This window comes from Colwellia sp. BRX10-3, from assembly GCF_014077505.1.
Taxonomy (GTDB): domain Bacteria; phylum Pseudomonadota; class Gammaproteobacteria; order Enterobacterales; family Alteromonadaceae; genus Cognaticolwellia.
Genome location: NZ_JACGWA010000001.1, coordinates 137144 through 159980, shown reverse-complemented (window position 1 = coordinate 159980; position 22837 = coordinate 137144). Strand labels below are relative to the sequence as shown.

General features: G+C 38.5%; 22 protein-coding genes and 1 other RNA gene. 10 read left to right on the top strand and 13 right to left on the bottom strand.

The window, feature by feature from the left end; translation table 11 throughout:
* Positions 1 to 23: 23 nt before the first annotated feature.
* Positions 24 to 1208: a mandelate racemase/muconate lactonizing enzyme family protein gene (locus H4J38_RS00745; RefSeq protein ID WP_182128527.1), complete on the top strand. Its 1185-nt coding sequence runs from the start codon at positions 24 to 26 to the stop codon at positions 1206 to 1208.
* Between the two features lie 100 nt (positions 1209 to 1308).
* Here the strand turns inward: H4J38_RS00745 and H4J38_RS00740 are convergent, their stop codons facing one another.
* The 3 genes from H4J38_RS00740 to H4J38_RS00730 form a co-directional block, all read right to left on the bottom strand.
* Positions 1309 to 1767, bottom strand: coding sequence for an Lrp/AsnC family transcriptional regulator (locus H4J38_RS00740; RefSeq protein ID WP_182128525.1), 459 nt, complete (start codon positions 1765 to 1767; stop codon positions 1309 to 1311).
* 113 nt (positions 1768 to 1880) lie between these two features.
* Positions 1881 to 2777, bottom strand: a complete 897-nt coding sequence (locus H4J38_RS00735; protein WP_182128523.1) for an amidohydrolase — start codon at positions 2775 to 2777, stop codon at positions 1881 to 1883.
* Between the two features lie 35 nt (positions 2778 to 2812).
* Positions 2813 to 3538, bottom strand: coding sequence for an SDR family NAD(P)-dependent oxidoreductase (locus H4J38_RS00730; RefSeq protein WP_182128521.1), 726 nt, complete (start codon positions 3536 to 3538; stop codon positions 2813 to 2815).
* A 230-nt stretch (positions 3539 to 3768) separates the two neighbouring features.
* Between H4J38_RS00730 and H4J38_RS00725 the strand changes: the two genes are divergently transcribed.
* Positions 3769 to 4206, top strand: coding sequence for a hypothetical protein (locus H4J38_RS00725; protein ID WP_182128519.1), 438 nt, complete (start codon positions 3769 to 3771; stop codon positions 4204 to 4206).
* Positions 4207 to 4281: 75 nt separating this feature from the next.
* Here the strand turns inward: H4J38_RS00725 and H4J38_RS00720 are convergent, their stop codons facing one another.
* On the bottom strand, positions 4282 to 5760 hold the full coding sequence (locus tag H4J38_RS00720; protein ID WP_182130036.1) for a dipeptidase: 1479 nt from the start codon (positions 5758 to 5760) through the stop codon (positions 4282 to 4284).
* Positions 5761 to 6186: 426 nt separating this feature from the next.
* Between H4J38_RS00720 and H4J38_RS00715 the strand changes: the two genes are divergently transcribed.
* From H4J38_RS00715 to H4J38_RS00705, 3 genes are all read left to right on the top strand, one after another.
* Positions 6187 to 7278: an efflux RND transporter periplasmic adaptor subunit gene (locus H4J38_RS00715; protein ID WP_182128517.1), complete on the top strand. Its 1092-nt coding sequence runs from the start codon at positions 6187 to 6189 to the stop codon at positions 7276 to 7278.
* A gap of 8 nt (positions 7279 to 7286) precedes the next feature.
* Positions 7287 to 10394 (top strand): efflux RND transporter permease subunit, encoded by a 3108-nt coding sequence (locus H4J38_RS00710; RefSeq protein WP_182128515.1) that lies wholly within the window; start codon positions 7287 to 7289, stop codon positions 10392 to 10394.
* Positions 10395 to 10598: 204 nt separating this feature from the next.
* Entirely contained in the window at positions 10599 to 10979 is a 381-nt protein-coding gene (locus tag H4J38_RS00705) for a VOC family protein (protein ID WP_182128513.1), read from the top strand.
* 180 nt (positions 10980 to 11159) lie between these two features.
* Here the strand turns inward: H4J38_RS00705 and H4J38_RS00700 are convergent, their stop codons facing one another.
* From H4J38_RS00700 to H4J38_RS00685, 4 genes are all read right to left on the bottom strand, one after another.
* The gene (locus H4J38_RS00700) at positions 11160 to 11441 is read right to left on the bottom strand and encodes a hypothetical protein (RefSeq protein WP_182128511.1); all 282 of its coding nucleotides are present in this window, start codon (positions 11439 to 11441) and stop codon (positions 11160 to 11162) included.
* A complete protein-coding gene (locus H4J38_RS00695) occupies positions 11438 to 11893 on the bottom strand; it encodes a hypothetical protein (RefSeq protein ID WP_182128509.1) in 456 nt (151 codons plus the stop codon). The genes H4J38_RS00700 and H4J38_RS00695 overlap by 4 nt, the downstream gene beginning before the upstream one ends.
* Positions 11894 to 11919: 26 nt before the next feature.
* Positions 11920 to 12222 (bottom strand): DUF883 domain-containing protein, encoded by a 303-nt coding sequence (locus H4J38_RS00690; protein WP_182128507.1) that lies wholly within the window; start codon positions 12220 to 12222, stop codon positions 11920 to 11922.
* A 243-nt stretch (positions 12223 to 12465) separates the two neighbouring features.
* Positions 12466 to 13587, bottom strand: coding sequence for an AI-2E family transporter (locus tag H4J38_RS00685; protein WP_182128505.1), 1122 nt, complete (start codon positions 13585 to 13587; stop codon positions 12466 to 12468).
* Between the two features lie 350 nt (positions 13588 to 13937).
* On the opposite strand from H4J38_RS00685, the gene H4J38_RS00680 reads away from it, so the two are divergent.
* Positions 13938 to 15065: an aminotransferase class V-fold PLP-dependent enzyme gene (locus H4J38_RS00680; RefSeq protein ID WP_182128503.1), complete on the top strand. Its 1128-nt coding sequence runs from the start codon at positions 13938 to 13940 to the stop codon at positions 15063 to 15065.
* Between the two features lie 339 nt (positions 15066 to 15404).
* Positions 15405 to 16064: a spondin domain-containing protein gene (locus H4J38_RS00675; protein ID WP_182128501.1), complete on the top strand. Its 660-nt coding sequence runs from the start codon at positions 15405 to 15407 to the stop codon at positions 16062 to 16064.
* A 133-nt stretch (positions 16065 to 16197) separates the two neighbouring features.
* Here the strand turns inward: H4J38_RS00675 and ssrA are convergent.
* Together ssrA and smpB are read right to left on the bottom strand one after the other, a co-directional pair.
* Positions 16198 to 16547, bottom strand: a transfer-messenger RNA (tmRNA) gene (ssrA, locus tag H4J38_RS00670).
* A 93-nt stretch (positions 16548 to 16640) separates the two neighbouring features.
* Complete coding sequence (gene smpB / locus H4J38_RS00665) at positions 16641 to 17123, bottom strand: SsrA-binding protein SmpB (protein WP_182128499.1); 483 nt, start codon at positions 17121 to 17123, stop codon at positions 16641 to 16643.
* Positions 17124 to 17274: 151 nt separating this feature from the next.
* On the opposite strand from smpB, the gene H4J38_RS00660 reads away from it, so the two are divergent.
* On the top strand, positions 17275 to 17706 hold the full coding sequence (locus H4J38_RS00660) for an SRPBCC family protein (RefSeq protein ID WP_182128497.1): 432 nt from the start codon (positions 17275 to 17277) through the stop codon (positions 17704 to 17706).
* Between the two features lie 30 nt (positions 17707 to 17736).
* Positions 17737 to 18129: an RnfH family protein gene (locus tag H4J38_RS00655; RefSeq protein WP_259365355.1), complete on the top strand. Its 393-nt coding sequence runs from the start codon at positions 17737 to 17739 to the stop codon at positions 18127 to 18129.
* Positions 18130 to 18252: 123 nt separating this feature from the next.
* On the opposite strand, the gene H4J38_RS00650 is transcribed toward H4J38_RS00655, so the two are convergent.
* From H4J38_RS00650 to nadK, 3 genes are all read right to left on the bottom strand, one after another.
* Positions 18253 to 18600 carry an outer membrane protein assembly factor BamE gene (locus H4J38_RS00650; RefSeq protein ID WP_182128495.1) on the bottom strand — a complete coding sequence of 116 codons (348 nt, stop codon included), beginning with the start codon at positions 18598 to 18600 and terminating at the stop codon, positions 18253 to 18255.
* Positions 18601 to 18706: 106 nt separating this feature from the next.
* Complete coding sequence (recN, locus tag H4J38_RS00645; RefSeq protein ID WP_182128493.1) at positions 18707 to 20371, bottom strand: DNA repair protein RecN; 1665 nt, start codon at positions 20369 to 20371, stop codon at positions 18707 to 18709.
* Positions 20372 to 20538: 167 nt separating this feature from the next.
* Positions 20539 to 21420 (bottom strand): NAD(+) kinase, encoded by an 882-nt coding sequence (gene nadK / locus H4J38_RS00640; protein ID WP_182128491.1) that lies wholly within the window; start codon positions 21418 to 21420, stop codon positions 20539 to 20541.
* Positions 21421 to 21605: 185 nt separating this feature from the next.
* On the opposite strand from nadK, the gene grpE reads away from it, so the two are divergent.
* A complete protein-coding gene (grpE, locus tag H4J38_RS00635) occupies positions 21606 to 22241 on the top strand; it encodes a nucleotide exchange factor GrpE (RefSeq protein WP_182128488.1) in 636 nt (211 codons plus the stop codon).
* Positions 22242 to 22837: the final 596 nt, after the last annotated feature.

The window sequence follows — 22837 nt, the reverse complement described above, 5'->3', positions numbered from 1 at the left end:
AAAAATAATGTAAAGAGAGCGTAATGAAAGTAACTCATGTAGAAATTTTTGATATTGAATGTCCAAAGCGTCCAGGCTGGAATCCCGTTTTTATTCGTGTACATACTGATGAAGGCATTACTGGTGTAGGTGAAGCGGGGCTTGCATATGACTGGGGTCACAGCGCTGCTGCAGCCATGCTAAAAGAAATTACTGAAGCGGTACTAATCGGTTTTAATCCTTTTAATACTGAATTGCTGTGGTCGCGTATGTTGCGCGAAAGCTTTTGGGGATTAGGCGGCGGCCCCGTTTTGTATTCAGCAATGAGTGCAATTGACACCGCGCTGTGGGATATAAAAGGTAAAGCACTAGGTTTACCGGTTTATCAATTATTAGGCGGAAAAACTAATGGTAAATTGCGTACTTATGCCAGCCAATTGCAGTTTGATTGGGATGAAAAAATTAATAAACTTATTGAGCCGGCACAATATGCTGAAGCTGCTTTAAAAGCAGTTGCTCAAGGTTATGACGCGGTAAAAGTTGACCCTATTGTTTATAACCACGATGGCAGTTCTTCCTTTGATCGCACTAAATTATTTACTCCGAAACAAATGCGCTTATTTGGTAATCGCTTGCGCGCTATTCGTGATGCGGTTGGTGAAGACGTCGACATTATTTTTGAATCGCATTCATTAATGGGCGCAGCATCGGCAATTCAAATGGGCCGAATAGTTGAAGAAGTTGGCTGCATGTTCTATGAAGAGCCGGTTAACTATTTAAACTCTGCCGTACATAAAAAAGTTTCTGATAATGTTAATGTCCCAATTGCTGGAGGTGAACGCTTATACCATCGTTGGGACGTACGACCTTATTTTGAAGACCAAAGTATTGACGTATTACAGCCGGATATTGGCTTATGTGGCGGTTTTACCGAAGCGAAGAAAGTTTGTGATTATGCCGATGTTTACGACATTCGAATTCAGGCGCATGTGTGTGGCGGCCCAGTGGCAACAGCCGCATCTTTGCACCTTGAAACTGCTATTCCAAACTTTTTAATTCATGAGCATCATACTTATGCAATTAAAGACTGGAACCGAGAGTTATGTTTACAAGACCCACAACCCGTAAACGGATTTTTTGAAGTATCTGAAATACCAGGTATTGGGATTGAGTTAAATGATGAAGTGGTTAAACGCTCACCTAATGTTACGGTCAATGCTTTGAAATAAACGATTAACGGAAGAGTTAAAAGGTAGCAAAAGCTACCTTTTTTATTGCCTGCGGAAATAGTGCCGCTGGATATAAAGCTACTTTTTAAATTAAAATTTGCTAAATATAATCAATCGGTAGGGCGGTGGTGTATTTAATTTCTTCCATAGCGAAGCTAGAGCTAATATCAGCAAAGCTTGCCCGGGTAATCAAGCGCTGATAAAAACTATCGTAAGCCTTCATGTCGGGCACCACAACGCGCAACAAATAATCTACTTCACCGCTCATGCGATAAAATTCTAAAATTTCTGGGAAATCCATGGCTACTTTTCTAAATTCACTTAGCCAATTAGGGTTGTGCTGATTTGTTTTAATGGTAACGAATACGGTTAAACCGACATTGAGTTGTTCAGGGTCGGCCAATGCAACTCGGCCTTTAATAATACCAGACTTTTCCATGGCTTGAATACGACGCCAACATGGCGTTGTTGACAGGCCAACCTTGCTAGCAACATCACTTACCGAGGCCGTACAGTCATGTTGTAATATGTTGAGTATTTTTTTATCGAATGCATCCATAAGCGTTAAAAGAAATGGTTTTACCTAATGATTAGTTAATATGGAATTATTTTGCGATAAAGAGGGAATTAATGCGAGTTATATTTTATCTAGGAAGTTAAAAAGTGACTTTATTAAAACTTATAAAATTGTTGAGCATTACTAAAGCATAATTGCTGTAATTGTTCGGCATTATATAAAAATGTAGTGCCGGCAAGTTTGGTCTCGGCAAGTTCGTTTTTCGCAAGTGCCAAGTACGATCCCCAGGTATCTTGATAACTAGCATGCCACAAACTTAACGGAAAATTACTGGCTAGCATAACGCGCGCGACCCCAAATTTTTCGATACATTGATTAATAACTTTATGTTGCCAACTTGCTGAGTAATGCTTATCTATCATTTCGAAGCCAGAGCATTTAATAAAAACATTTTCGAAGCTAGCTAAGCGTTCAATATTTTGTAACCAATGCGCGTATTCTACGTGATTTTGCGTTGGCCAGCCGGCGTGATTAATACAAAGCATCAAATTTGGCGTTACTGATAATATGGTCATTAAACGATCGACAGCTAGGCTGTTTGCTAGTGACATTTGCAACTCAAAACTGAGCTTGCTCTCGGCCAAAGTTGCTAGGTTAGCTTGGCTATTGTTATCGTTAAGAATAGCTATTGTGTCATCATCTAAAATATAGCGAATGCCCACGACACTTTTATAGCTTGTTAACTTTTCCAGTGCTAGCAAGAACAGTGCTTTAGGTAATGTAATATCGAGTAGTGCGATACTGCGAAAGTCCATGTTGCAGGTGTTTTCTAACCAAGCTATTTCACGCCAAGGTTGCTCATTATCAAAACCCGCTTCAATATGAACAAAGCCTGCCAGGGTTAATGGCGCGGCAAGTGTTAGGTTATGCTCAGAAAAATTTTTCGCTATTAGGTGTTTATCTGGGCAAAAAGGCGGGTTATCTTCCCTTAACCATTGATAGTTACCTTTTTTAAGATCAAATAAATGTAGGTGCGGGTCGATTATTTTCATTCGAGCTTCTATTGTTAGAGCACTGTTATTTGGTGCTATTGCGCGGTATAACCACCGTCGATAACTTGCAAGCTGCCAGTGATAAATTTAGCTTTATCTGAGGCTAAAAAGTACACCAACTCAGCAACTTCTTCCGCTTGACCAAGTCTACCTAAGGGCTGCAAAGCTGCTTCTTCTGCGTGTACGTCAGCTTTATTCGCCCCTGACTTTTCACAGTAATTATCAATCGCTTGATGATAAAGTGGCGTTTCTATGGTGCCTGGGCAAACAGCATTAGCACGAATATTAAATTGCGCGTAATCAAGCGCGGTAGTTTTCGCCATCGAAGCGAGAGCAGCTTTACTCAAGTTATAAGCAAAGGAGTTATGTTTGGCAATAAGGGCTTGATCTGAAGACATCAATATTATTGCGCCGTTTTGTTGGCTTTTCATGACGGGTAAAACCGCTTTAATTGCAGAGTAAGCACCTTTAACATTGATATTGAAAACGCGTTCAAAATCCGCTTCACTGGTATTTTCAATCGAACCTGAAAAGTGAATGCCAGCATTGGAAACTAAGACGTCTATTCGGCCTTTTTTGCTGATTTCATTCATGATGTGGTTGACCGCGTTAACGTCGGTAATATCACAATGACAAAATTCGCCAATGTTTGACGGAGTAATATCGAGATTAAATACTTGATATTCTTGTGCTAAAAATAGCTCAACAATACTTAAGCCAATGCCCGAACTGCCACCGGTAACCACACAAACTTTTTTCATAGCACTAATACATAAATGATTTTGTCTAATAATATCGTTTACTTGTACTAATACCAAGTCTATTAATTCCCAATGTATTGATCACTTAGCGAGAATTAAAAAGCATACCGCATAGCTGAATTTTTTTTGATACTTTTAATGTGAAGTTGATAAGTTGGATAAAAGTGTCGATTAAGCTTAAATTTAAACAATATAAGTTATAAAGTTATAAAGTTATTAAGGTATTCAAATTGAAAAATTTGAAAAATTTGAAAGAAAAATTAAAATTTTATTACATTATGAGTGTATTTAGTGTGCTGTTTGCCTTATTGGGCTTTAGCTATAATGCTTGGCGCATGGAAGTAAGTGAAGAAAATAATAATGTGCGTACCGCTGCATTTGCAGTGCTTTCACATTTAGGTGAATTAGAGCATATAATTTTATCAGCACATTATGATAACGATATTATTCAAGGCAACCCAAGAAAAGGTTGGGTTAAAGTCGGTTTAGTAGTTGATTTGAGCGCTTTAATTGCACCAAATGTAGGAGGTAAAGCGGAAATGATTAAAGCTGTTTGGGCAGAATCTTGGCATTTAATACACACGGAAGAAGCCGTTGTTACTAAGTTAATGGGTGAAATTGACGATACTCGTATGGCTATAAAAATGGTTTTAAAAGAAATGAGTTAATGTTGACCAAAAGCACATATGTGCTTTTGGTCATATAAATAATGTTTTTAGCTTATTTCGCTTATGGGCTATAGGTTATTTAGCTAATTCAACCATTACCGCGGTATACATTTTCAAGTTTAAAACAAACTGCTCCATAGTAATAAACTCATGCTCTGAATGTCCGGTGTATTCAGTATTGGGCATCGAGGGGCCAAAACTTACGGCATTTGGGAATAAACGTGAATTTGTACCGCCACCAATCGCAATAGGCTTAGCGTCTTTAATTCCGGTAAAGTGAGTGAATACCGCTAATAAAGTATCGATGTGTGGCGCATCTTTTTGCACAAAAGGGTCACCAATATAATGTTCTAATTCTATAACGTTAGCGTCAAATTTATTATTCCAGTTCTGCACAGCTTGATGAATTTCATCGCTAAGTTGCTGTTTACTCTTGCCTTGTGGCCGACGTAAGTTAATGTTCAGCTCAATGCTTTTTTCATGCTGCTTAATTACCGTGGGGGAGAAGGTCATCGCGCCCATAAAATCGTCTTTATAAGCAATGTTACCAAACTTTTTACCTTCTAATCCTAGGCCAATATTATCATTAATAAAGTTAACTAAAGTACCAGGGCCATTATTTTCCCAACGTGTGCTAGATAACAAGTCGGCCAAATAAGGAATAGCATTTACACCCTCATCAGGTTTTGAAGAGTGTGCTGATTTTCCTAAAGCATTAACGGTTAATGTGCTGTCTTTTAATTCAAGATCAAAGCTAACACCTTGGTAACTGCGTGCTTTACGCATTAACCTTTGTAATAATACAATGTTGGCATTTTCGATGGTTGCGCTGGCATCTTCAGGGATTTGACTGCCAAAAAAACCACCACTAAATTCACTCACATAAGGCGAAATGGTTGGTTTTTCTTGCTTGTTAAAAACTAACTTAACGGTGCCATAACCTTTTTCTGCTGTTACAACAGGGTATTCAGCGTCAATAGTGATATTAGTTTGCGGTAATTTGTGGGTTTTTATATAAGCTTTTAATGGCTCCCAATCAGACTCTTCTGCCATGTAAATGTATAACTCAATACGTTTGTTGAGTGCAATTTTTTTATCTTTAATCGCTTTCATCGCATACAAAGCCGTTGAAATAGGACCTTTGTCATCTTCGGTGCCACGACCAATTAATCGCCCAGGCTCTGTAGTAGTATCAAGTTCAAAAGGTGAGTTTTTCCATTTTTTAGGGTTAACAGGCTGCACATCACCATGAGTTATAATACCCACTCGTTCTTTTTGGTCACCTAAACCAATTACGACCACATAGCCGTCATCGCTATAATCTAAACCAAGTGCGTATGCTTGCTTTTTTAACTCAGCTTTGAAGGCAATGTGGGCCGAATTGTCATTAGCAGACACACCTTCTTTTGCGACTGTATTATGCTTAATAAGTGCACGTAAACTATCAACCATGTCATTTTTATAGGTTTCTACCGCGTAGTCAGCGGTTGTTTGCGCAGTACTGCTTACTTGGGCATTTTTTGCGTTAACCGACTGGCTTAATGTTAATGACATAAGTGAAGTGGTAATGAGTGTTACAGATAAAAGCGTTAGTTTTTTAAGCAAAAGTTGCTCCAGTGATTAGCGATTCAGATATTTTCAAAATTATATTAAAACCATATTAACTTAAGTTAAATTGATTCGATAGCAAACCCCCTATAACTTAAGCGTATTGTCTTTGGCTTTTGAGGTTTGTATGACAAAATAATAGCGCTATTGTTCATTAAAATTAATACGTTTGAAATTTTTTCGCTATTAACGGTATCTTTACCTGTACTTTGAATGTCAGCAATAGTTTGTCGCTTTGAGATGAGTGCGGATGTTGTCATTTTTTTGAATGAGTAATTGGCCTCAACTGTGTTTGAGGTCGTGTCCTGTTAAATAATTTACAGGCGTGTCGTGGGCATGGAGTCGCGACGATATTTTAAATTAGGAAGTACTATGAAATTAATTCGTTGGTTTATTGTCGTTGTTATTATCGCTATTTTTGTTGGAGGGCTGTTTTATTATAAAGCGTCATTGTCTAGTGGCACACAAATGCAAGCAGACTTCGAACCAAGTGCGAAAGTACAAGCTATTCGTGCGCAACGTGTTAATTATCAAAAACAGTTATCGGTTATTGGTGAAGGGCATGCGGTAACCTATATCACCTTGAAAAATGAACTTGCTGGCAAGGTTGTTCAGCTGAATATGGCGTCAGGTGATGTGGTTAACAAAGGCCAGTTACTCGTTGAATTAGATCATAGCGAAGAGTTAGCCTTATTATCTTCTGCAAGAGCGACGATTAAGCTGAAAAAGCAAACGCTACAGCGCTATCAATTGTTAGAAAAAGCCAGCCGAATTAGTCAAGAAAGTGTCGATTTAGCGCAAGCAGAATATAGCATCGCCATGGCAGATACTGCTCGCTTAGAGGCCATTATTGCTAAAAAGGTCATTACTGCCCCTTTTAATGCGAGTGTCGGTATCCATAATATTAATGTTGGACAATTTCTTGATAAAAATACTGAAATCACCGATTTACTCGGTGTTGAAAACTACATTTGGGTAGATTTCAAAGTACCTCAAACCTATGCTCAACTATTGGTAAATAGCGAAGTTAAAGTCACGGTTAATGCCGACGCTGCTTCGTTGGGTACAAGTAGCACAGCCATTATAAGCTCAATGGAATCACTCTATAGTAAAGACTCACGCCAACTTATGTATCGAGCCAAAGTACTTAATTCAGCATTAGATATTAAGCCCAATCAATTAGTAAAAGTTGCTTTACCTATTTTACAGGCCCAATCTGTGATCACAGTGCCAAGTTTAGCCATAGTGCGTGATCAACTCGGCGATTATGTTTTTAAACTCATTAAAGATGAGCAGGGTGACTATCGCGCGAGTAGAGAGAAAGTTGTTTTAGGCGATAGTATTGACGCGCAAGTAATTGTCATTAAAGGACTAAGTGCTGATGACTTGATCGCCGCTAAAGGGGCATTTAAATTGCGCCAAGGCCTGAAAACTAATTTTGATCAAGCAAATGTGGGTGGATAGGAATACTCATGCTGAAAGAATTATCACCTTCTAAACACCTAATGGATGTTTTTGTTCGCAAGCCTGTGGTTTCAACGGTATTGTCAGTATTTATTTGTTTAGTAGGTATTTGGGCGGTTAATGCGATATCGGTATTACAATTTCCCAAAATTGAAGGTGCATCATTAGAAATAACCACTAACTATACTGGCGCGTCTGCAGATGTTGTTAAAGGTTTTGTTACCGACCCCGTCGAGCGAGTAGCGTCAACAGTACCAGGGGTCGACTTTGTTGAATCAAGCACCAGCTCTGGACAAAGTAAAGTAACGGCTTGGCTAAAGCTTAATCAAAATAGCACCGATGCCTTATCCGAACTTAATACCCGTCTTAATCAAATTAAATTTGAATTGCCCACAGGTGCTGAGGACCCTTTTGTAACGGTAACTAGAACAGATAGACCATTCGCAGTATTTTATCTCAATGTTGTTTCACAAGGCTCAACACTCGCACAAATTACCGATTATATTACCCGAGAAATCAACCCCGTTATTAACAATATTGAAGGGGTGCAAAAGGTTGGTGCAGAAGGTGCTCGAACACCCGCAATGCGTGTTTGGCTAGATGCCGATAGATTAAATATTTTCAATCTAAGTGCTGATGAAGTGTATCAAGCTTTAGCTGATAATAACCGCATTTCAACGTTAGGTTATGCTGAAAATGAACGCCAAAAAATCGATATTGTTGCCAACACACAAATGTCGTCGGTCAGTGAGTTTGAACAGTTAATTATTAAGCAAAGCGATAACACCTTAGTGTACTTAAAAGATGTCGCGCGAGTTGAATATAGCGCAGAACAAGCCACGGCTACTGCACGTTTTAATGGTAAAGACACGGTCTATATTTCTGTTTGGCCATTGCCGGGGGCAAATGAAATAGCTATTGGTGATGAACTTTATAAAGTGCTTGATGAAATCAATGCCGCCTCATCACATATTAAAATAGATATTGCTTACGACGGCACGCTTTATATGCGTGATGCACTAAAAGAAATTGTTACAACCTTGATGGAAACCATAGTGTTAGTTGGCATTGTAGTTGTGCTGTTAATGGGCTCATTTAGAGCAGCATTAGTACCTTTGGTTACTATTCCTATTTCTATATTAGGCGCAATTGCCGCTATTTGGTTAATGGGTTTTAGTTTGAACTTATTGACCGTATTAGCGATAGTTTTATCGGTTGGCTTGGTGGTTGATGATGCAATAGTTGTGGTTGAAAATGTTGCCAGGCACATGCGAGCTGGTGTGCCACGCCTGCAAGCAGCATTAATGAGCTCACGGCAACTACTTGTGCCTATTATTGCCATGACCTTAACCTTAGCGGTTGTTTATATACCCATTGGCTTTTTATCAGGCCTAACGGGGGTTTTATTTAAAGAGTTTGCCTTCACCTTAGCCATTGCAGTGCTGATCTCTGGACTTGTTGCCATTACTTTGTCACCCATAATGAGTGCTTATGTATCCAGTGAGGGCGGTAAAGAAAGTAAGTTAACGGTTAAGGTTAATCATGCCTTTGAGCATTTACAAAATTTTTATGGTCGATTATTAGTAAGAACGTTTCACTGGCAAGGGCAGTTACTTTTTCTCGCCCTAATTGTTTCGTTATTAATTGTACCTTTTTATTTAATGTCGGCAAAAGAGCTGGCGCCCACTGAAGATCAAAGTAGTGTGTTCATCATAGTGCAATCACCGCCAGATGCCTCATTACAATACAGTGAAGATAATGTCGCAGGCGTTGCCAAAGCTTTACTTGAAACCGAGGGTAGCAAAGAGGTATGGCAGATTATATTCAGTAGTGGTGGATTTAGCGGCCTTGAATTTGAAGGAAATGATAAACGTGAAAAAAGCATACAAGCGATGCTACCTGAGGTTTATGGTCGTCTGCAGAATTCTGAAGGACTAGAACTATTACCTATTTTGCCTTCGCCATTACCTACCGCTGGGCAGTTTGATGTTGAACTCGTGGTTAAGTCGACATCACCATATCGTGAAATGAAATTATACGCAGACCAACTGGTTGGTGCAGCATTTCAAAGTGGCCAATTCCTCTATGCGGATACTGATTTGAAAATAGATTTACCGCAAATTGAATTGAAATTAGACCGTGAAAAAATTGCTGATTTAGGGATGAATATCGCCAGTGTTAGTGGCCAGTTATCAACCTATCTTTCCAGTAATTACGTCAACCGATTCGATGCCAACGGCAAAGCGTACCGTGTTATTCCTATGGTGGCTGACAATATTTCTAAACAACCTGAAAAAATATTAAACCTAACAGTAAAAACACCAACGGGTGCTTTAATACCCGTGTCGGCGTTCACTGAAATTAAATACCTTACTGTGCCTAGAGTGCTAGGTTCATTTGGTCAGCAAAATTCATTTAGGATCTACGGTGGCATATTACCCGGCGTAACTAAAGAGCAGGCATTGAAAACCTTAGAGTTGGCAGCGGCTAAAATTTTACCTCAAAATTATAACTTAGATTACGCAGGTGAATCGCGCCAAATAAGGTCAGAAGGCAACAGCTTAATAAACGTGATGGGTATCTCATTAGTGATTGTATTTTTAGTATTAGCAATTCAGTTTAATAGTTATCGCGATCCTTTGGTTATTTTATTGGGTTGTGTGCCATTAGCCTTGTCAGGGGCACTGTTACTGCCATTTTTGGAGTTAACCACGATAAACATTTATTCACAAATTGGCTTAGTGACTTTAGTTGGTCTAATTGCGAAAAATGGTATTTTAATTGTTGAGTTTGCTAATCACTTACAAGCAGAGGGGAAATCTAAATTTGACGCGGTTATTGACTCAGCAACCACACGTTTACGGCCAATATTAATGACTACAGCAGCGACTATATTGGGGCATTTTCCGCTAGTATTAGTTACAGGCGCTGGCGCAGAAGCACGTAATAGTATTGGTATTATCTTAGTTGCTGGTATGGCGATAGGCACGTTTTTTACTTTGTTTGTGTTACCGGTATTTTATTTATGGATAGCTGAAAATCGCAATGCGAATGATGATGAACTTGCAACCGACCTGCATGTAACTTACAAACCAGAAAATAAAACTGAGCTGTAAGTTGCTACCTCTCAAATTCATGCGGTAAGGCTAGTTATTTATAGGGCCTATAAATCCGCTAATTTAGGTAAAATTTTGATTGTGTTAATAGCAGCTTATCGTGCATGCTAGAGCACAGACTTGAAATCCCGAAGCGATAACTTAACTACTTAATAGTTTAGGTGATGCGCTAGGTATTATTGTTCAATTAAAAAGGAAAATTAAATGTTTAGTCATATCATGATAGGTGCAAACGATGTCAAAGCATCAAAAGTATTTTACGATGCCATTTTAGGAGAACTGGGCCATAAGCCGGGTGTTATTGATGACAAAGGTCGTTGTTTTTATTTTACTGATAGCGGTATTTTCGCCCTAACTAAGCCTATTAATGGCGAAGCCGCAAGCCATGGCAATGGTAGTACTATTGGTTTTTCCGCTACTTCTCCCGAACAAGCCGATGCATGGCAAGCCGCTGGTGTTGCTAATGGTGGTGTTGCTTGTGAAGATGTTCCTGGCGTGAGAGAAGCGCCTGTTGGTAAGTTGTACCTTGCTTATTTACGTGATCCATCAGGTAACAAAGTTTGTGCTCTTCATCGCATGGGTTAAACATCGGTATTGTAGAAGTATGACTAGTTAAAAATTTAGTTATAAATATTAAATACAAAAAAAGACGCGGATAGGCGTCTTTTTTCATCTACATTGATAAGTTATTCGTAGCTCAAACATACTTAATCAAGTCGTTAAAAGACAATAATGTATATGACTGAAGCACTGCCAGCTTTTTAATTACTCAGGCGCTTGCATCTCTTCGCCTGTTAACCAACCATCTAAATTAGTTTTCCCAAATACAATCGCCATACTTTTCAACTGTCGCGCAATGCTCGGTTTAATGAAACCTTTTGCAACACCAAGGGTGAAAATTGCTGCTAACCCTTTTGGCGATGTTATAAGCGCTAAAGATTTTTCTCTTGCGCGATTACTTTGGGCTTTGTCTAGCTTTTTTAGCAGTATTAAGTCAGCTTCACATTGGTCTGCTTGATTGGCTTTTTTAAATAATGAAACTATCATGAATCACCTTTTAGCACTCGATTAGTGCGTTTAAAACCTACTTCGCGTTTAACTTTTCTCATCAAACTAAAGCAAATACCAAATAGCAGAGCGTTAACGCCTACTGCTGTTAGTAAACCTAGCCAAAGCGATGAAGAAAATTGCTTAACGCCCAAAACTATAGCCACGTTAATTAAACACCAAAGCGCAACTACGACGACGAAAGTAAGCAGTATTAATATAGCAAATACGGCTATTGCTTGAAGAGATATTTTTCCTTCTAATAGCGCGAGTTCATAGGTTTTTTGATACTTTTTCTGTTTAACTTTAAATAGGTTAGTTATAGCTGAGTAAGTGGCATGAAACGACGCCTCTGCTTGTTGCTCTTGCTCTTGATCCTGCGTGAGGCGTACGCTTTCAGCCTCAGCGTTGTCACGCTCTCGCTGAGTATCTGAGTCTGCGCTTATAGTCACTATATTCGCTTCCTATTGAGTTGCTATTACTTTCTACGTAATAAGCTAGTTAACAATACGCCTGCGGCAAATGCTATACCAGCTGTTGCTATTGGATTTTCAATCGCGTATTTTTTCACTGAAGACTGATCCCATTTTGCTTGTACTTCTTGTTGCTTAGCGGAAAAATCTTCAGTACCAGCTTGAGCAGCGTCACGCAAACGCTCTTCGGTAGATGCTGCTTTTTCAGCAAGGATATCTACAGACTCGTGCAAGGTATTTTGCACTTTATCAGATACAGGATGAGTCGATTTTGATTTTTTAGCGCTGTTTGAAGTGGTAGTAGCCATGTGATGTTTCTCCTTTTTACATAACAGTTATTGTTACTTAGTTTAAGCGTAGCAATCATTGAGTCAAGTTAAAGATTATTTTTATACTTTATATTCAATAACTTAAGTTGCGGTATGATATGCATATTATAATTAGTGAAGTATTGACATAGAAGAATGAAAATTTCACTCCTCTTCACCTTTTATCAAATACAGTTTAACCCATAATTTTATAAGGACTTAACTGTTCAACAGCGAAACTATTTACGCTTTAGCTTCAATAAAGGTTACCCAATGGTTGAGTAAATTAAGTCGCTCGAGCGTTAACTTTATACAAACTAAAATAGGCACCGCCAACAGCACACCCAGCATTCCCCAGAGCCAACCAAGAAAAAATAGCCACAAAATAGTTACTAATGGGTTGAGTTGCATTTTAGTACCCAATACTAGGGGCGTTAGAAATTGTGATTCAAGCACATTGATAATCAAAAATACACTGGCAGGTACTAAGGCGAATAGCGTTAAACCAAACTGAACTGAGCCAACTAAGGTTAAAATGGCAATGCTAATAGCTGAGCCAATATAAGGTACAAAATTAAGTAAGCCAACCAAAGCTCCCCATAAAATAGGGTCGTCTAATCCAAGCAGCATAAACGCAATGGCTGTGGCGGCGCCAAGAATAAAGTTAATAGCGCTAATGGTCGCAATATATTTAGATAATACTTTTTGCACTTCATAAACAATGGAATCGAGTTTTTTCTTATTGGCAATATGGGGGAAGCGTCTTGTGGCAATATAAACAGATGGTCCGTAGATGAGTAAAAATAAAATTAATATTAAGCAGCCGAAACATTGTGCTAAAAAAATAGGCGCACTGCTTAGCCCTTTGATTACCAGTTCTATGCCACCTTGCTTTATATGTTTTTCTACTGTGTTCTCGTCTAACTCATCTGATTTTTTAGGTACTGGTTTATCATTTGAAAAGAAACCAAAAAAACTAAAATCATCATCTTTTTTAATTTTCGCCGCAGCTTCTGCTTCAGCCATCTGCTTTTGACTCGCAAACTCATCACTAATGGTATCAATTTTTTGATTCAACTCAACGGTGATTTTAGGTAACAGCTGTGCCCACTTTTGGGCTGGTGCTACCAACTCTGAGGCTAAAAATGTAAAGGGTGCTACCAGCATAGCTAATAAAATAAATGAGGAAATCGTACGTGGTATGTAGAAAGTTTTTAACAGCTTCACAAGCGGACTTAATAAAAGCGCAATAAAACCAGAAAATAGGATCGGAATAATTAAAGACTGTGCAAGATAAAGTGTATATAAAGTGGCAAGGGCTAATAACCACTTAAGTGATTGATGATTGCTGACGGTTGAATTCACTACTAACTATCCTTGAAAAACACAGTGCATAAATAGATTGTATAACAAACTAACCTTACCAACACTACTTTAGCTTGTGTATTAACTTAAAAAAACCAAACATTTCCACAATATAGAGGATCATATATATATAAAATAACGCCCTGATATCTGAGGATAGATTTTTAGCCACTTCAGTTTTTACGTTAAAGGCATGCGAACGCAAATAAGGAAGAGAATTAAATTATGATTAAAATTATAAAATTGTTTTATCAGTTAAATAGCTAGCTTGAATTTTCTGCAAAATGCATTGCTCGTTAGTGTAATATACGGCAATATCATCCTATAAATAGTTATCAAGAGACCTTATAATGTCTGGCTTACTACCCAATATTGACCCCAACGGATTATTAGAATATTCCGTCGTTTACACTGACCGCTCTTTAAATCATATGTCTGGTTCATTCCAGCAGGTGATGCAAGATATCTCAGCTGATTTAAAATCTGTTTACCAGGCTCATAGTACTATCGTAGTGCCTGGCAGTGGAACCTTTGGTATGGAAGCCGTTGCTCGTCAATTTGCGCGTAACAAAAAAGTACTAGTAGTGCGAAATGGTTGGTTTAGCTACCGCTGGAGCCAAATTTTTGAGATGGGCGATATTCCAAGCAGCGAAACGGTATTAAAAGCGAAACAAACCAGCGATGATGCCCAAGCACCATTTGCACCGCCAGCGATAGCCGAAGTAGTCGCTACTATTTTAGCTGAATCGCCAGACGTAGTATTTGCCCCGCATGTAGAAACCTCTGCCGGTATTATTTTGCCTGATGATTATATTCAAGCAATGGCAGAAGCCGTGCATAAAGTGGGCGGCATTATGGTGCTCGATTGTATTGCGTCAGGCACTATCTGGGTAGACATGAAAGCAACCGGTGTAGACGTGTTGATTAGTGCGCCTCAAAAAGGCTGGAGTGCTTCACCTTGCTGTGGATTAGTTATGCTTAGCGAATTAGCACGCCAACGAATTGAGTCGACCACCAGTGACAGTTTTGCCTGTGATCTTAAAAAATGGTTACAGATCATGGAAGCCTATGAAAATGGTGGTCATGCCTATCACGCGACTATGCCAACTGATGGCTTGACACGTTTTAGAGATATTATGCAAGAAACCAAAGCCTATGGTTTTGACAAAGTATGCCAAGAACAATTAGAGCTTGGTAAGCGTGTTCGCGCATTACTTACCCAACATGGCATTAAAAGTGTTGCTGCTGAAGGCTTCACAGCACCAGGTGTAGTTGTGAGTTATACAACTGATGATGAATTCCAAAACGGCAAAAAATTTGCCGCGGTTGGATTACAGATTGCGGCTGGCGTACCCATGCAAGTTGGCGAGCGCGCTGACTTTAAAACCTTCCGTATTGGCTTGTTTGGTTTAGATAAACTCCACAACATTGACCGAACAGTGGCGGAATTAGAAAAAGCGCTGGCTAGTATTTTGTAATTGCACATTGGGCGCTTGCTATTTACTTATATAAAGTAAATAGCAAGCGCTTATCGATAGTGCTATTTCGCTGCAACCTAGCTCGCTGATAACTTAATGTCTGAAAAGACTCAGTCACCAAAATTCTACTTTTAATCTCTTCTTTGTACTAATAAATAATATTAACATATTAATTTTTATGGTTTTTTATCTCTGTGATAGTTTTGTTAACTTTACGTGAGTTAACTGTGAACAATTGTAAGTAAACTCATTTTTGCAATATCAAAAAATATGATGTCGATAAAATGCAATTTATTCATAACACAAAAAACTTAACTACTAGTAAAAAGGAACTATATTATGAAATTAAAACTATCAATGTTGGTGTTGGTATTTAGCTCAATTATTTCTTTGGGCGCCATCGCAGGTAAACATGACAATAAACAATATAAAGTCACGGTAACTAATCTCACCAAAGGTATATCTTTCACCCCTTTATTGGCGGCAACACATAATCGTAATGTGAGCTTTTTTACGCTCGGAGAGCCTGCTTCAGAAATGGTATCTCGCATAGCAGAAGGTGGTGATATTTCAATGCTAAAAACAGCATTAGATGATTCTGAAAATGTGCTGTCAACGACTAACTCTGAAGGTTTATTAGCACCAGGAGCAAGTGTAGAGCTTACTATGATGAGTTCTGGTAAATATAAGCAAATCAGTATTGCTGCAATGCTATTGCCAACAAACGACACTATGGTTGCGCTACTTGGTAAGGCGCTACCAAAGAAAGGTAAGAAAGTTTACTTTTTAAGCGCTTATGATGGCGGTACTGAGACTAATGACGAATATTGTAATAATATTCCAGGTTCTCATTGTGGTGGTGTACCATTTTCGCCAGATGATGCTGGCGAAGGATATATTTACCCAAGCCCAGCCATTCATGGCGAGGCTGACCTTTCTCGAGAAATTTATAATTGGGATGGTGCCGTTGCTAAAGTTGTGATTGAAGTGGTGAAATAAATCGAGCTAACAGAAAATTCAGGCATAAAAAAACCGCGATTAAGCGGTTTTTTTTATCATAGTCTGTTGCCAGACTATGGCCAAATCTAAAAGTTACTAGGTATAACTAATGGACTAAAAAAGGTCTTTATTTTGGTGGAGCGGGGGGGAATCGAACCCCCGTCCGAAAAGCCTACATCCTCGGTACTACATGCTTAGTCGATTTTTTATTTAACCACTTGGACGCCAATCGACAGGCTTCCTCATGGTGAGCTTAATACTATTTCGCGGTTCAGCCTTAAGCGTGCTTCCCTCGCTATCCTATTTGGGGTGACCATCGATCCTCTAAACAATAGGAGAATTTTTGAGGCGATGGCTAGCCTAAGCGGCTAGTGCGAACGTTTCGTCGTTAGCAATTATAGTTTTGCGGCTTTTTACCAGGCAAACCGCCCCTGGGCATGCACCTCGGGTTTCATGAATCTCGTCGAATCCTAGATCCGCCCCAAAGTTTTACTCTTTTTCTATAAGCTAAATTAGCCTATGCCTTGTATTGTACAACGCTTAGCTTAAATAGACAACGTGGTATTTTTTAACCAGTTATCTGTCTAAGTTTTTATTTTTCATTAAACGGCCTTTATCAACTGCCCATTCGCGGTCTTTAATATCAGCGCGTTTATCGTGATCTTTTTTACCTTTACCTAAATGAAACTCTAATTTAACCCAACAAGCTTTCCAATACATTGCGGTAGCAATTAAGGAATAACCATCGCGCTCTACAGCGGCAGTGATTTTCTCAAGCTCTCTGCGGTTTAATAGAAGTTTTCGGTCACGGTTAGGATCACAAACTACGTGGCTAGAAGCAGCATTAAGCGGCATTATTTCAGCACCAAGCAAATAGGCTTCACCTTCTTTAATGTGCACGTAGCAGTCAGATATATTTACCTTACCACTGCGGATACTTTTAATTTCCCAGCCCTGTAAGCTCATCCCACCTTCAAACTTATCGGTTAAAGTGTAGTTATGACGTGCTTTTTTATTTAGAGCAATGGTATTGCTGCTTGATTTCTTTTTCGTTGCCATTATATTTCCATTCTGTTTGCTAGTAAAAATAGCAATCGCCAACATTATACGGAGAATTGTTGTTATTTAAATGGCTTATTTATCATTTTTCACTTTAATGCGTTTTTAAAAGACATTTGTTATGATAGCGCCCTTGAGAATTGGAGGGTGAATGCCGAACATAAGCCGTAGTGCATTAGTGATGCACAGTGTAGAAGATATGTATTATTTAATTAATGATGTACTTGCCTACCCAAAATTTCTACCTGATTGTAGTGATAGTAAAATAATTGCCCAAGATGAACAGGGTATGACGGCCGCGTTACTAGTCTCTAAAGGTGGCCTAAAAAAATGGTTTACAACGCAAAATGTGTTAGTGAGTAACCAAGAAATTAAAATGAGTTTAGTTGATGGACCATTTAAATATCTTGTCGGTGGCTGGCAATTAAAGGCGTTATCAGATGACGCCTGTAAAATTGAGTTAATATTAGATTATGAATTTTCCAATAAAATGTTCGATTTAGCCTTTGGTCGAGTATTTAATAATTTAGCCAATAATATGGTGCAAGCTTTTACCCAGCGAGCAAAAGAAGTTTACGGCTAAATGTATTAGCCGTGTATTAATAGAGTTTACATGAATATGAGCGACCAGGTTATGAGTGAAGAAATTAGCGAGCAAGAGTCATTTGCGATTGAGGTAGTTTACGGCACACCAATACGACAGGAAATTATTAGCTGTACTGTTGAGCCCAATACCACAATAGAACAAGCTATTTTAGCTTCAGGCATAGTTGAAGAGTTTCCTGAAATTGACTTGGCAATTAATAATGTCGGTATTTGGAATCGCGCGGCTAAGTTAACCGATATAGTAAAAGACTTAGACCGTATAGAAGTTTACCGTCCATTGCTTGCTGACCCTAAAGAAGTACGCAAACGCCGAGCAAATAAAGCGAAAGAAGAAGGCCGAGCTAATAAAATTACGGGTGGTCGGGTTGACCCTCGTAAAAGTAAAGTAGGCGAAGCTTAATCTATTATTTCGCTTATATTGTTAAATATCTTATTAAAACGCTAGAAACAAAAAAGCATGCCGTAATAGACATGCTTTATATTTAACAAAAACTAATATTTAACTAAGCGTTTAGTTAATATACTAATTAACCATAGGTACGTGATAGCTTTCTGGTAATTCAAAATCACCTTCTGCATTAACAACTTTGTTGTCATCAAACGTGATGGTAAATTGTTTTTCAGCGTTAAATTCGTCGCTTCGACCTGATTTGAAACGATAAACATAGTGCCATATATCTTTATTAAACGCACCTTCAACCACCGGGCTGCCTAGCACAAACTTAACTTGTTCTTTAGTCATACCAATTTGAAGTTTGTCGATATCTTTTTGCTCTAAATAGTTTCCTTGTGGAATATCTATACGATAAACCCAGCTAGAACAGGCAGAAACAGACAAGGCGATAACAATAGCTAATACTCGAAAAAACATGGTAATTATATTTATCCTTTATAGTTTGAACGGGGATAATAGCGAAGCGGGCTAACAGATACAAAATAATTTTCAGTTTATTTTTACGTGCCGCCTCATGTTTGCTTTATCCAGCCAGTAATTCTTGCGCGTTCGCTAGGCTATTTTGGGTGATTTTATCACCAGCCAGTAAACGGGCAATTTCTTGGACGCGGCCATTGCTAGAAAGTTCCGTTACGGTAGTTTCTGTATGTTCACCATCGGTTAATTTAGCGACAAATAATTGTTGATGTCCCTTACTCGCCACTTGTGGTAAATGCGTTACACAAATAACTTGAGTGTTTTTCGCTAACTGTTTTAGCTTAGTACCTACCATTGCCGCTGTTGGGCCACTGATGCCTACATCAACTTCATCGAATATTAGGGTAGGAGTAACAATTTTATCAGCCAAAATAACTTGCATAGCTAAGCTAATACGTGAAAGCTCACCACCTGAGGCTACTTTGTTCATGGCCTCAAGTGCTTGACCAGGGTTTAAACTCGCTAGATAACTAACGGAGTCGTTACCATTAACCGATAAACTCTCATTTTTATCTTGGCAAATATCAATGAAAAATTTACCGTGCGGCATGTTGAGTTCAGCCATGCTTTTGGTGATCATCTTACTGAGCTTGGTTGCGGCTTTTTTTCTTGAGTCAGACAAGGTTAGTGCAGCGTGCTGATATTTTTGTTTTGCTGTTTCTATATCGTCATTAATTTGTTGTAAACGCGTTTCGTCAGAACTAAATAATTGTAACTCTTGTAATAACTGTTGATGAAAGTTAGCTAATGCGTTTGGTGCAATTTGATGTTTTTTAGCTAGCAGTACCGCGGTTGAATATCGCTCTTCTATTAATGTATAGGCTTGTGGGTCTAGTTCCAAGCTTTCGTAATAATGCTTAATTTCTTGGCTGGCGTCTTCAACTTGAATTAAGGCTTCGTTAAGTTGTTCCGCAATGGCTTTTAATACCGGGTCATAATTACCCAAAGCCGCAATTTGCTCGGCACTATGTTGCAAAGCTTCTACTACGTTAAATTGTTCATTTTCAGATAACTGTTGTACAGCGACTAAGGTTTCATTGAGAATATGCTGGCCATTACTTTGGCGTTGATAGTCAATTTCTAAGGTTTCGAATTCGTCAGTTTGTAATGAAAACTCGTCTAATTCATTTACTTGATACTGCAATAATTGCTGTTTGGCTTCACGTTGTAGTTTACTTTCTTGTAACATTTTGGCTTCTTGGCTGAGATCACGCCATTGATGATAATAATATTTTACCTCATCTAATAAATGTTGATGGCTGGCATAAGCGTCAAGAATATTACGTTGTTCAGTGGCTTTAACTATTAGCTGATGGTCGTGTTGACCATGAATGTTAATCAATAGTTGGCCTATTTCTTTTAGTTGCGCTAAAGGCACTTGGCTACCATTAATATAGGCTTTTGAACGACCTTCTGCAGAAATTACTCGGCGAAGAATACATTCGTTGTCGAGCAACATATCATTTTTTTTGAGCCAATTTTTGGCTTGTTTGTTGTCGCTGGTATCAAAGGTGGCGGCTAATTCTGCTTTAGCACAATTAGGCCTAACAACGTTAGTTACGGCTCGATCGCCTAAGCAAAGGCCTAAGGCGTCAATTGCAATAGATTTACCCGCTCCGGTTTCACCGGTAATGGTGGTCATGCCTTGCTGCCAATCAATATCGAGTGAACGCACAATGGCAAAATTTTGAATGTTGAGTTGCAATAACATAGTAGCCTCACTATCTTTATCGCAAATTATGCTGCGATTAAAGTGTCGTATTAATAACCAAAAAAACCAGATACTGTTAATTTATACAGTATCTGGTTCTTATTCAAGCTATGATTACAATTTTATTTATATTTAGTCGTTTTTAGGACCTTGGTATTATATATATATCAGTAGAGTTTATTACCCCAACCTAATTTATTTCTCAGTACATTAAAGTAGTTATGATCAAGAGGGTGTATTAAGCGTAAGGTAAATTCACTTTTTTTGATGATAACTTCATCACCGGGCATAACCGCTAAAATTACATGACCGTCGCAACTAACTTGCAAGTTTTCGTAGTTTTCATTCGCCAGTTTTAGTTTTATTTCGCTGTTACCGTCAACTACAATTGGTCGACTAGATAAGGTATGAGGGAACATAGGCACCAGTGAAAGCGCGTTTAAATTAGGTGTTAATATAGGGCCGCCCGCTGACATCGAATAAGCTGTTGAGCCGGTAGGGGTCGACACTATAAGCCCGTCAGAACGTTGGCTAAACATAAAACTGCCATCAATATAAACTTCAAACTCTATCATGTTGGCGACTTTACCTGCATGCAGAACAGCTTCGTTCACCGCACTGTTTGAGCTTTTAAGTTTACCGTGGCGATAAACTTCAGCTTCAATAATAAAGCGCTGTTCAGAACGCGACTCACCTTTTAAAATAGCCTCAAGCGGGGGGATTAAATCGTCAGGAGATAAGTCGGTAAGAAAACCTAAGTTACCGCGGTTAACACCAATTACACCTATGTTGTAACAAGACAACACGCGAGCTGCACCCAGCATATAGCCGTCACCGCCAATAACGATAGCCAGATCAGCATGCTCGCCAATACTGGTGAGTGACGCCATAGCTACATTTTCAATATTAATTGTTTGTGCCACGGAGTTTTCGACCAGCACTTTATAGCCTTGCTGAGACAAATATTGATGCAAAGATTCTATGGTAGAACTGGCACCATCATGGTGAGGTTTACCGATTAAGCCAATGGTATTGTATAAATTACTCATACGGTGCTTATAAATATGTAATATAATTGATGACTATCAGCAGTTTCGCGCTATTTTACTCGCTTGTAAAGTTGACTTTTTTTTAATTGATTTACTTTTGTGCTTGAATCATAAAAACAAGCCCCCATAATTAGCGTTATTGGTTTTACCTATTTTGAATTTTTAGATCTACTTTGGAGTTTTTCATGGCCAACGAGTCAACAGAGAATAAAAGTGCTGAAGAAATTGCAGCAGACGCACTAGCAGCTGAAATTATTGAGCACGCAGAAGAGCAAGTTGAAGTACAACTTGACGCTGCAGCTGAAAATATCAGCGTAGAGCAAGAAAAAATAAACGAGCTTGAATTAGCATTAGCTACTGCTAAGTCGACAGTTGCTGATCAAAAAGATTCAGTTATCCGTGCAAAAGCAGAAGTTGATAACGTACGTCGCCGTGCAGCGCAAGATGTTGAAAAAGCTCGTAAGTTTGCTTTAGAAAAGTTTGCTGCTGAAATGTTAACTACGGTTGATAACTTAGAGCGCGCGTTACAAAGTATCGATAAAGATGATGAGCGCAATACCGCTATTATCGAAGGTATTGAGTTAACTTATCAAGGTTTACTTGCCTCGTTAGAGAAATTTGCGATTAAATCGATAGATCCACAAGATCAACCATTCAACCCTGAATTACATCAAGCAATGTCAATGCAAGAAGTTGAAGGTGTTGCGCCTAATACCGTTATTGCGGTAATGCAAAAAGGTTATGAGTTAAACGGTCGTTTAATTCGCCCAGCTATGGTGATGGTGTCAAAAGCTAAACCAAGTGTAGATACCACTGCATAATTTTTATTATCCGGTCATTTTTAACCCATAAGATAAACCAGACAATTGTCTGGTTTTTTTATGTTCAGAGATAACGGTATATCGCGTTCACATGGCCTTTCTTAGCTATCTCGGTAATTGCTCCTGCATTACTCTAATGACTTACATCCATTTAAGAGTAAGCTTCACGGCATTAGTACTTTCATCTACGTCGATGTGAAAGAGCGACGATGTTCTTTTATTTGGCAAATTGTATTAATTACAAGCCGACTTATTATTCAAAATAATTATGCTAATTAACCATTCTACATCAGCATTTCTAATCATTGCATCCACCTTTGCTGGAGGAAATTAACTTTTAATTGACTGCTTTAAATCATCATCGCTGGATTTTATCCAATCATGCAGCTTAACTATTGCGAGTTTGCTTAGTTGAAATTAAACACCGCTTTATTCTAATTTCTAAAAATGATTAGTGACAATGCTATAAATGACAAATGCTTAATTGGTATTAATAAAAAGTAGAGCAAATAAAAATTAATATTTTTTAATTTATTTCGATAAAAATAGTTGAAAAGACTTTTTCCTGCCCCCACTAACTGTTCATCAAAAGATTT

Coding starts and splice junctions, on each gene's coding strand:
- H4J38_RS00745 (WP_182128527.1), top strand. CDS start 24: ATGAAAGTAACTCATGTAGAAATTTTTGATATTGAATGTCCAAAGCGT.
- H4J38_RS00740 (WP_182128525.1), bottom strand. CDS start 1,767: ATGGATGCATTCGATAAAAAAATACTCAACATATTACAACATGACTGT.
- H4J38_RS00735 (WP_182128523.1), bottom strand. CDS start 2,777: ATGAAAATAATCGACCCGCACCTACATTTATTTGATCTTAAAAAAGGT.
- H4J38_RS00730 (WP_182128521.1), bottom strand. CDS start 3,538: ATGAAAAAAGTTTGTGTGGTTACCGGTGGCAGTTCGGGCATTGGCTTA.
- H4J38_RS00720 (WP_182130036.1), bottom strand. CDS start 5,760: ATGTCATTAACATTAAGCCAGTCGGTTAACGCAAAAAATGCCCAAGTA.
- H4J38_RS00715 (WP_182128517.1), top strand. CDS start 6,187: ATGAAATTAATTCGTTGGTTTATTGTCGTTGTTATTATCGCTATTTTT.
- H4J38_RS00710 (WP_182128515.1), top strand. CDS start 7,287: ATGCTGAAAGAATTATCACCTTCTAAACACCTAATGGATGTTTTTGTT.
- H4J38_RS00705 (WP_182128513.1), top strand. CDS start 10,599: ATGTTTAGTCATATCATGATAGGTGCAAACGATGTCAAAGCATCAAAA.
- H4J38_RS00700 (WP_182128511.1), bottom strand. CDS start 11,441: ATGATAGTTTCATTATTTAAAAAAGCCAATCAAGCAGACCAATGTGAA.
- H4J38_RS00690 (WP_182128507.1), bottom strand. CDS start 12,222: ATGGCTACTACCACTTCAAACAGCGCTAAAAAATCAAAATCGACTCAT.
- H4J38_RS00680 (WP_182128503.1), top strand. CDS start 13,938: ATGTCTGGCTTACTACCCAATATTGACCCCAACGGATTATTAGAATAT.
- H4J38_RS00675 (WP_182128501.1), top strand. CDS start 15,405: ATGAAATTAAAACTATCAATGTTGGTGTTGGTATTTAGCTCAATTATT.
- smpB (WP_182128499.1), bottom strand. CDS start 17,123: ATGGCAACGAAAAAGAAATCAAGCAGCAATACCATTGCTCTAAATAAA.
- H4J38_RS00660 (WP_182128497.1), top strand. CDS start 17,275: ATGCCGAACATAAGCCGTAGTGCATTAGTGATGCACAGTGTAGAAGAT.
- H4J38_RS00655 (WP_259365355.1), top strand. CDS start 17,737: ATGAATATGAGCGACCAGGTTATGAGTGAAGAAATTAGCGAGCAAGAG.
- H4J38_RS00650 (WP_182128495.1), bottom strand. CDS start 18,600: ATGTTTTTTCGAGTATTAGCTATTGTTATCGCCTTGTCTGTTTCTGCC.
- recN (WP_182128493.1), bottom strand. CDS start 20,371: ATGTTATTGCAACTCAACATTCAAAATTTTGCCATTGTGCGTTCACTC.
- nadK (WP_182128491.1), bottom strand. CDS start 21,420: ATGAGTAATTTATACAATACCATTGGCTTAATCGGTAAACCTCACCAT.
- grpE (WP_182128488.1), top strand. CDS start 21,606: ATGGCCAACGAGTCAACAGAGAATAAAAGTGCTGAAGAAATTGCAGCA.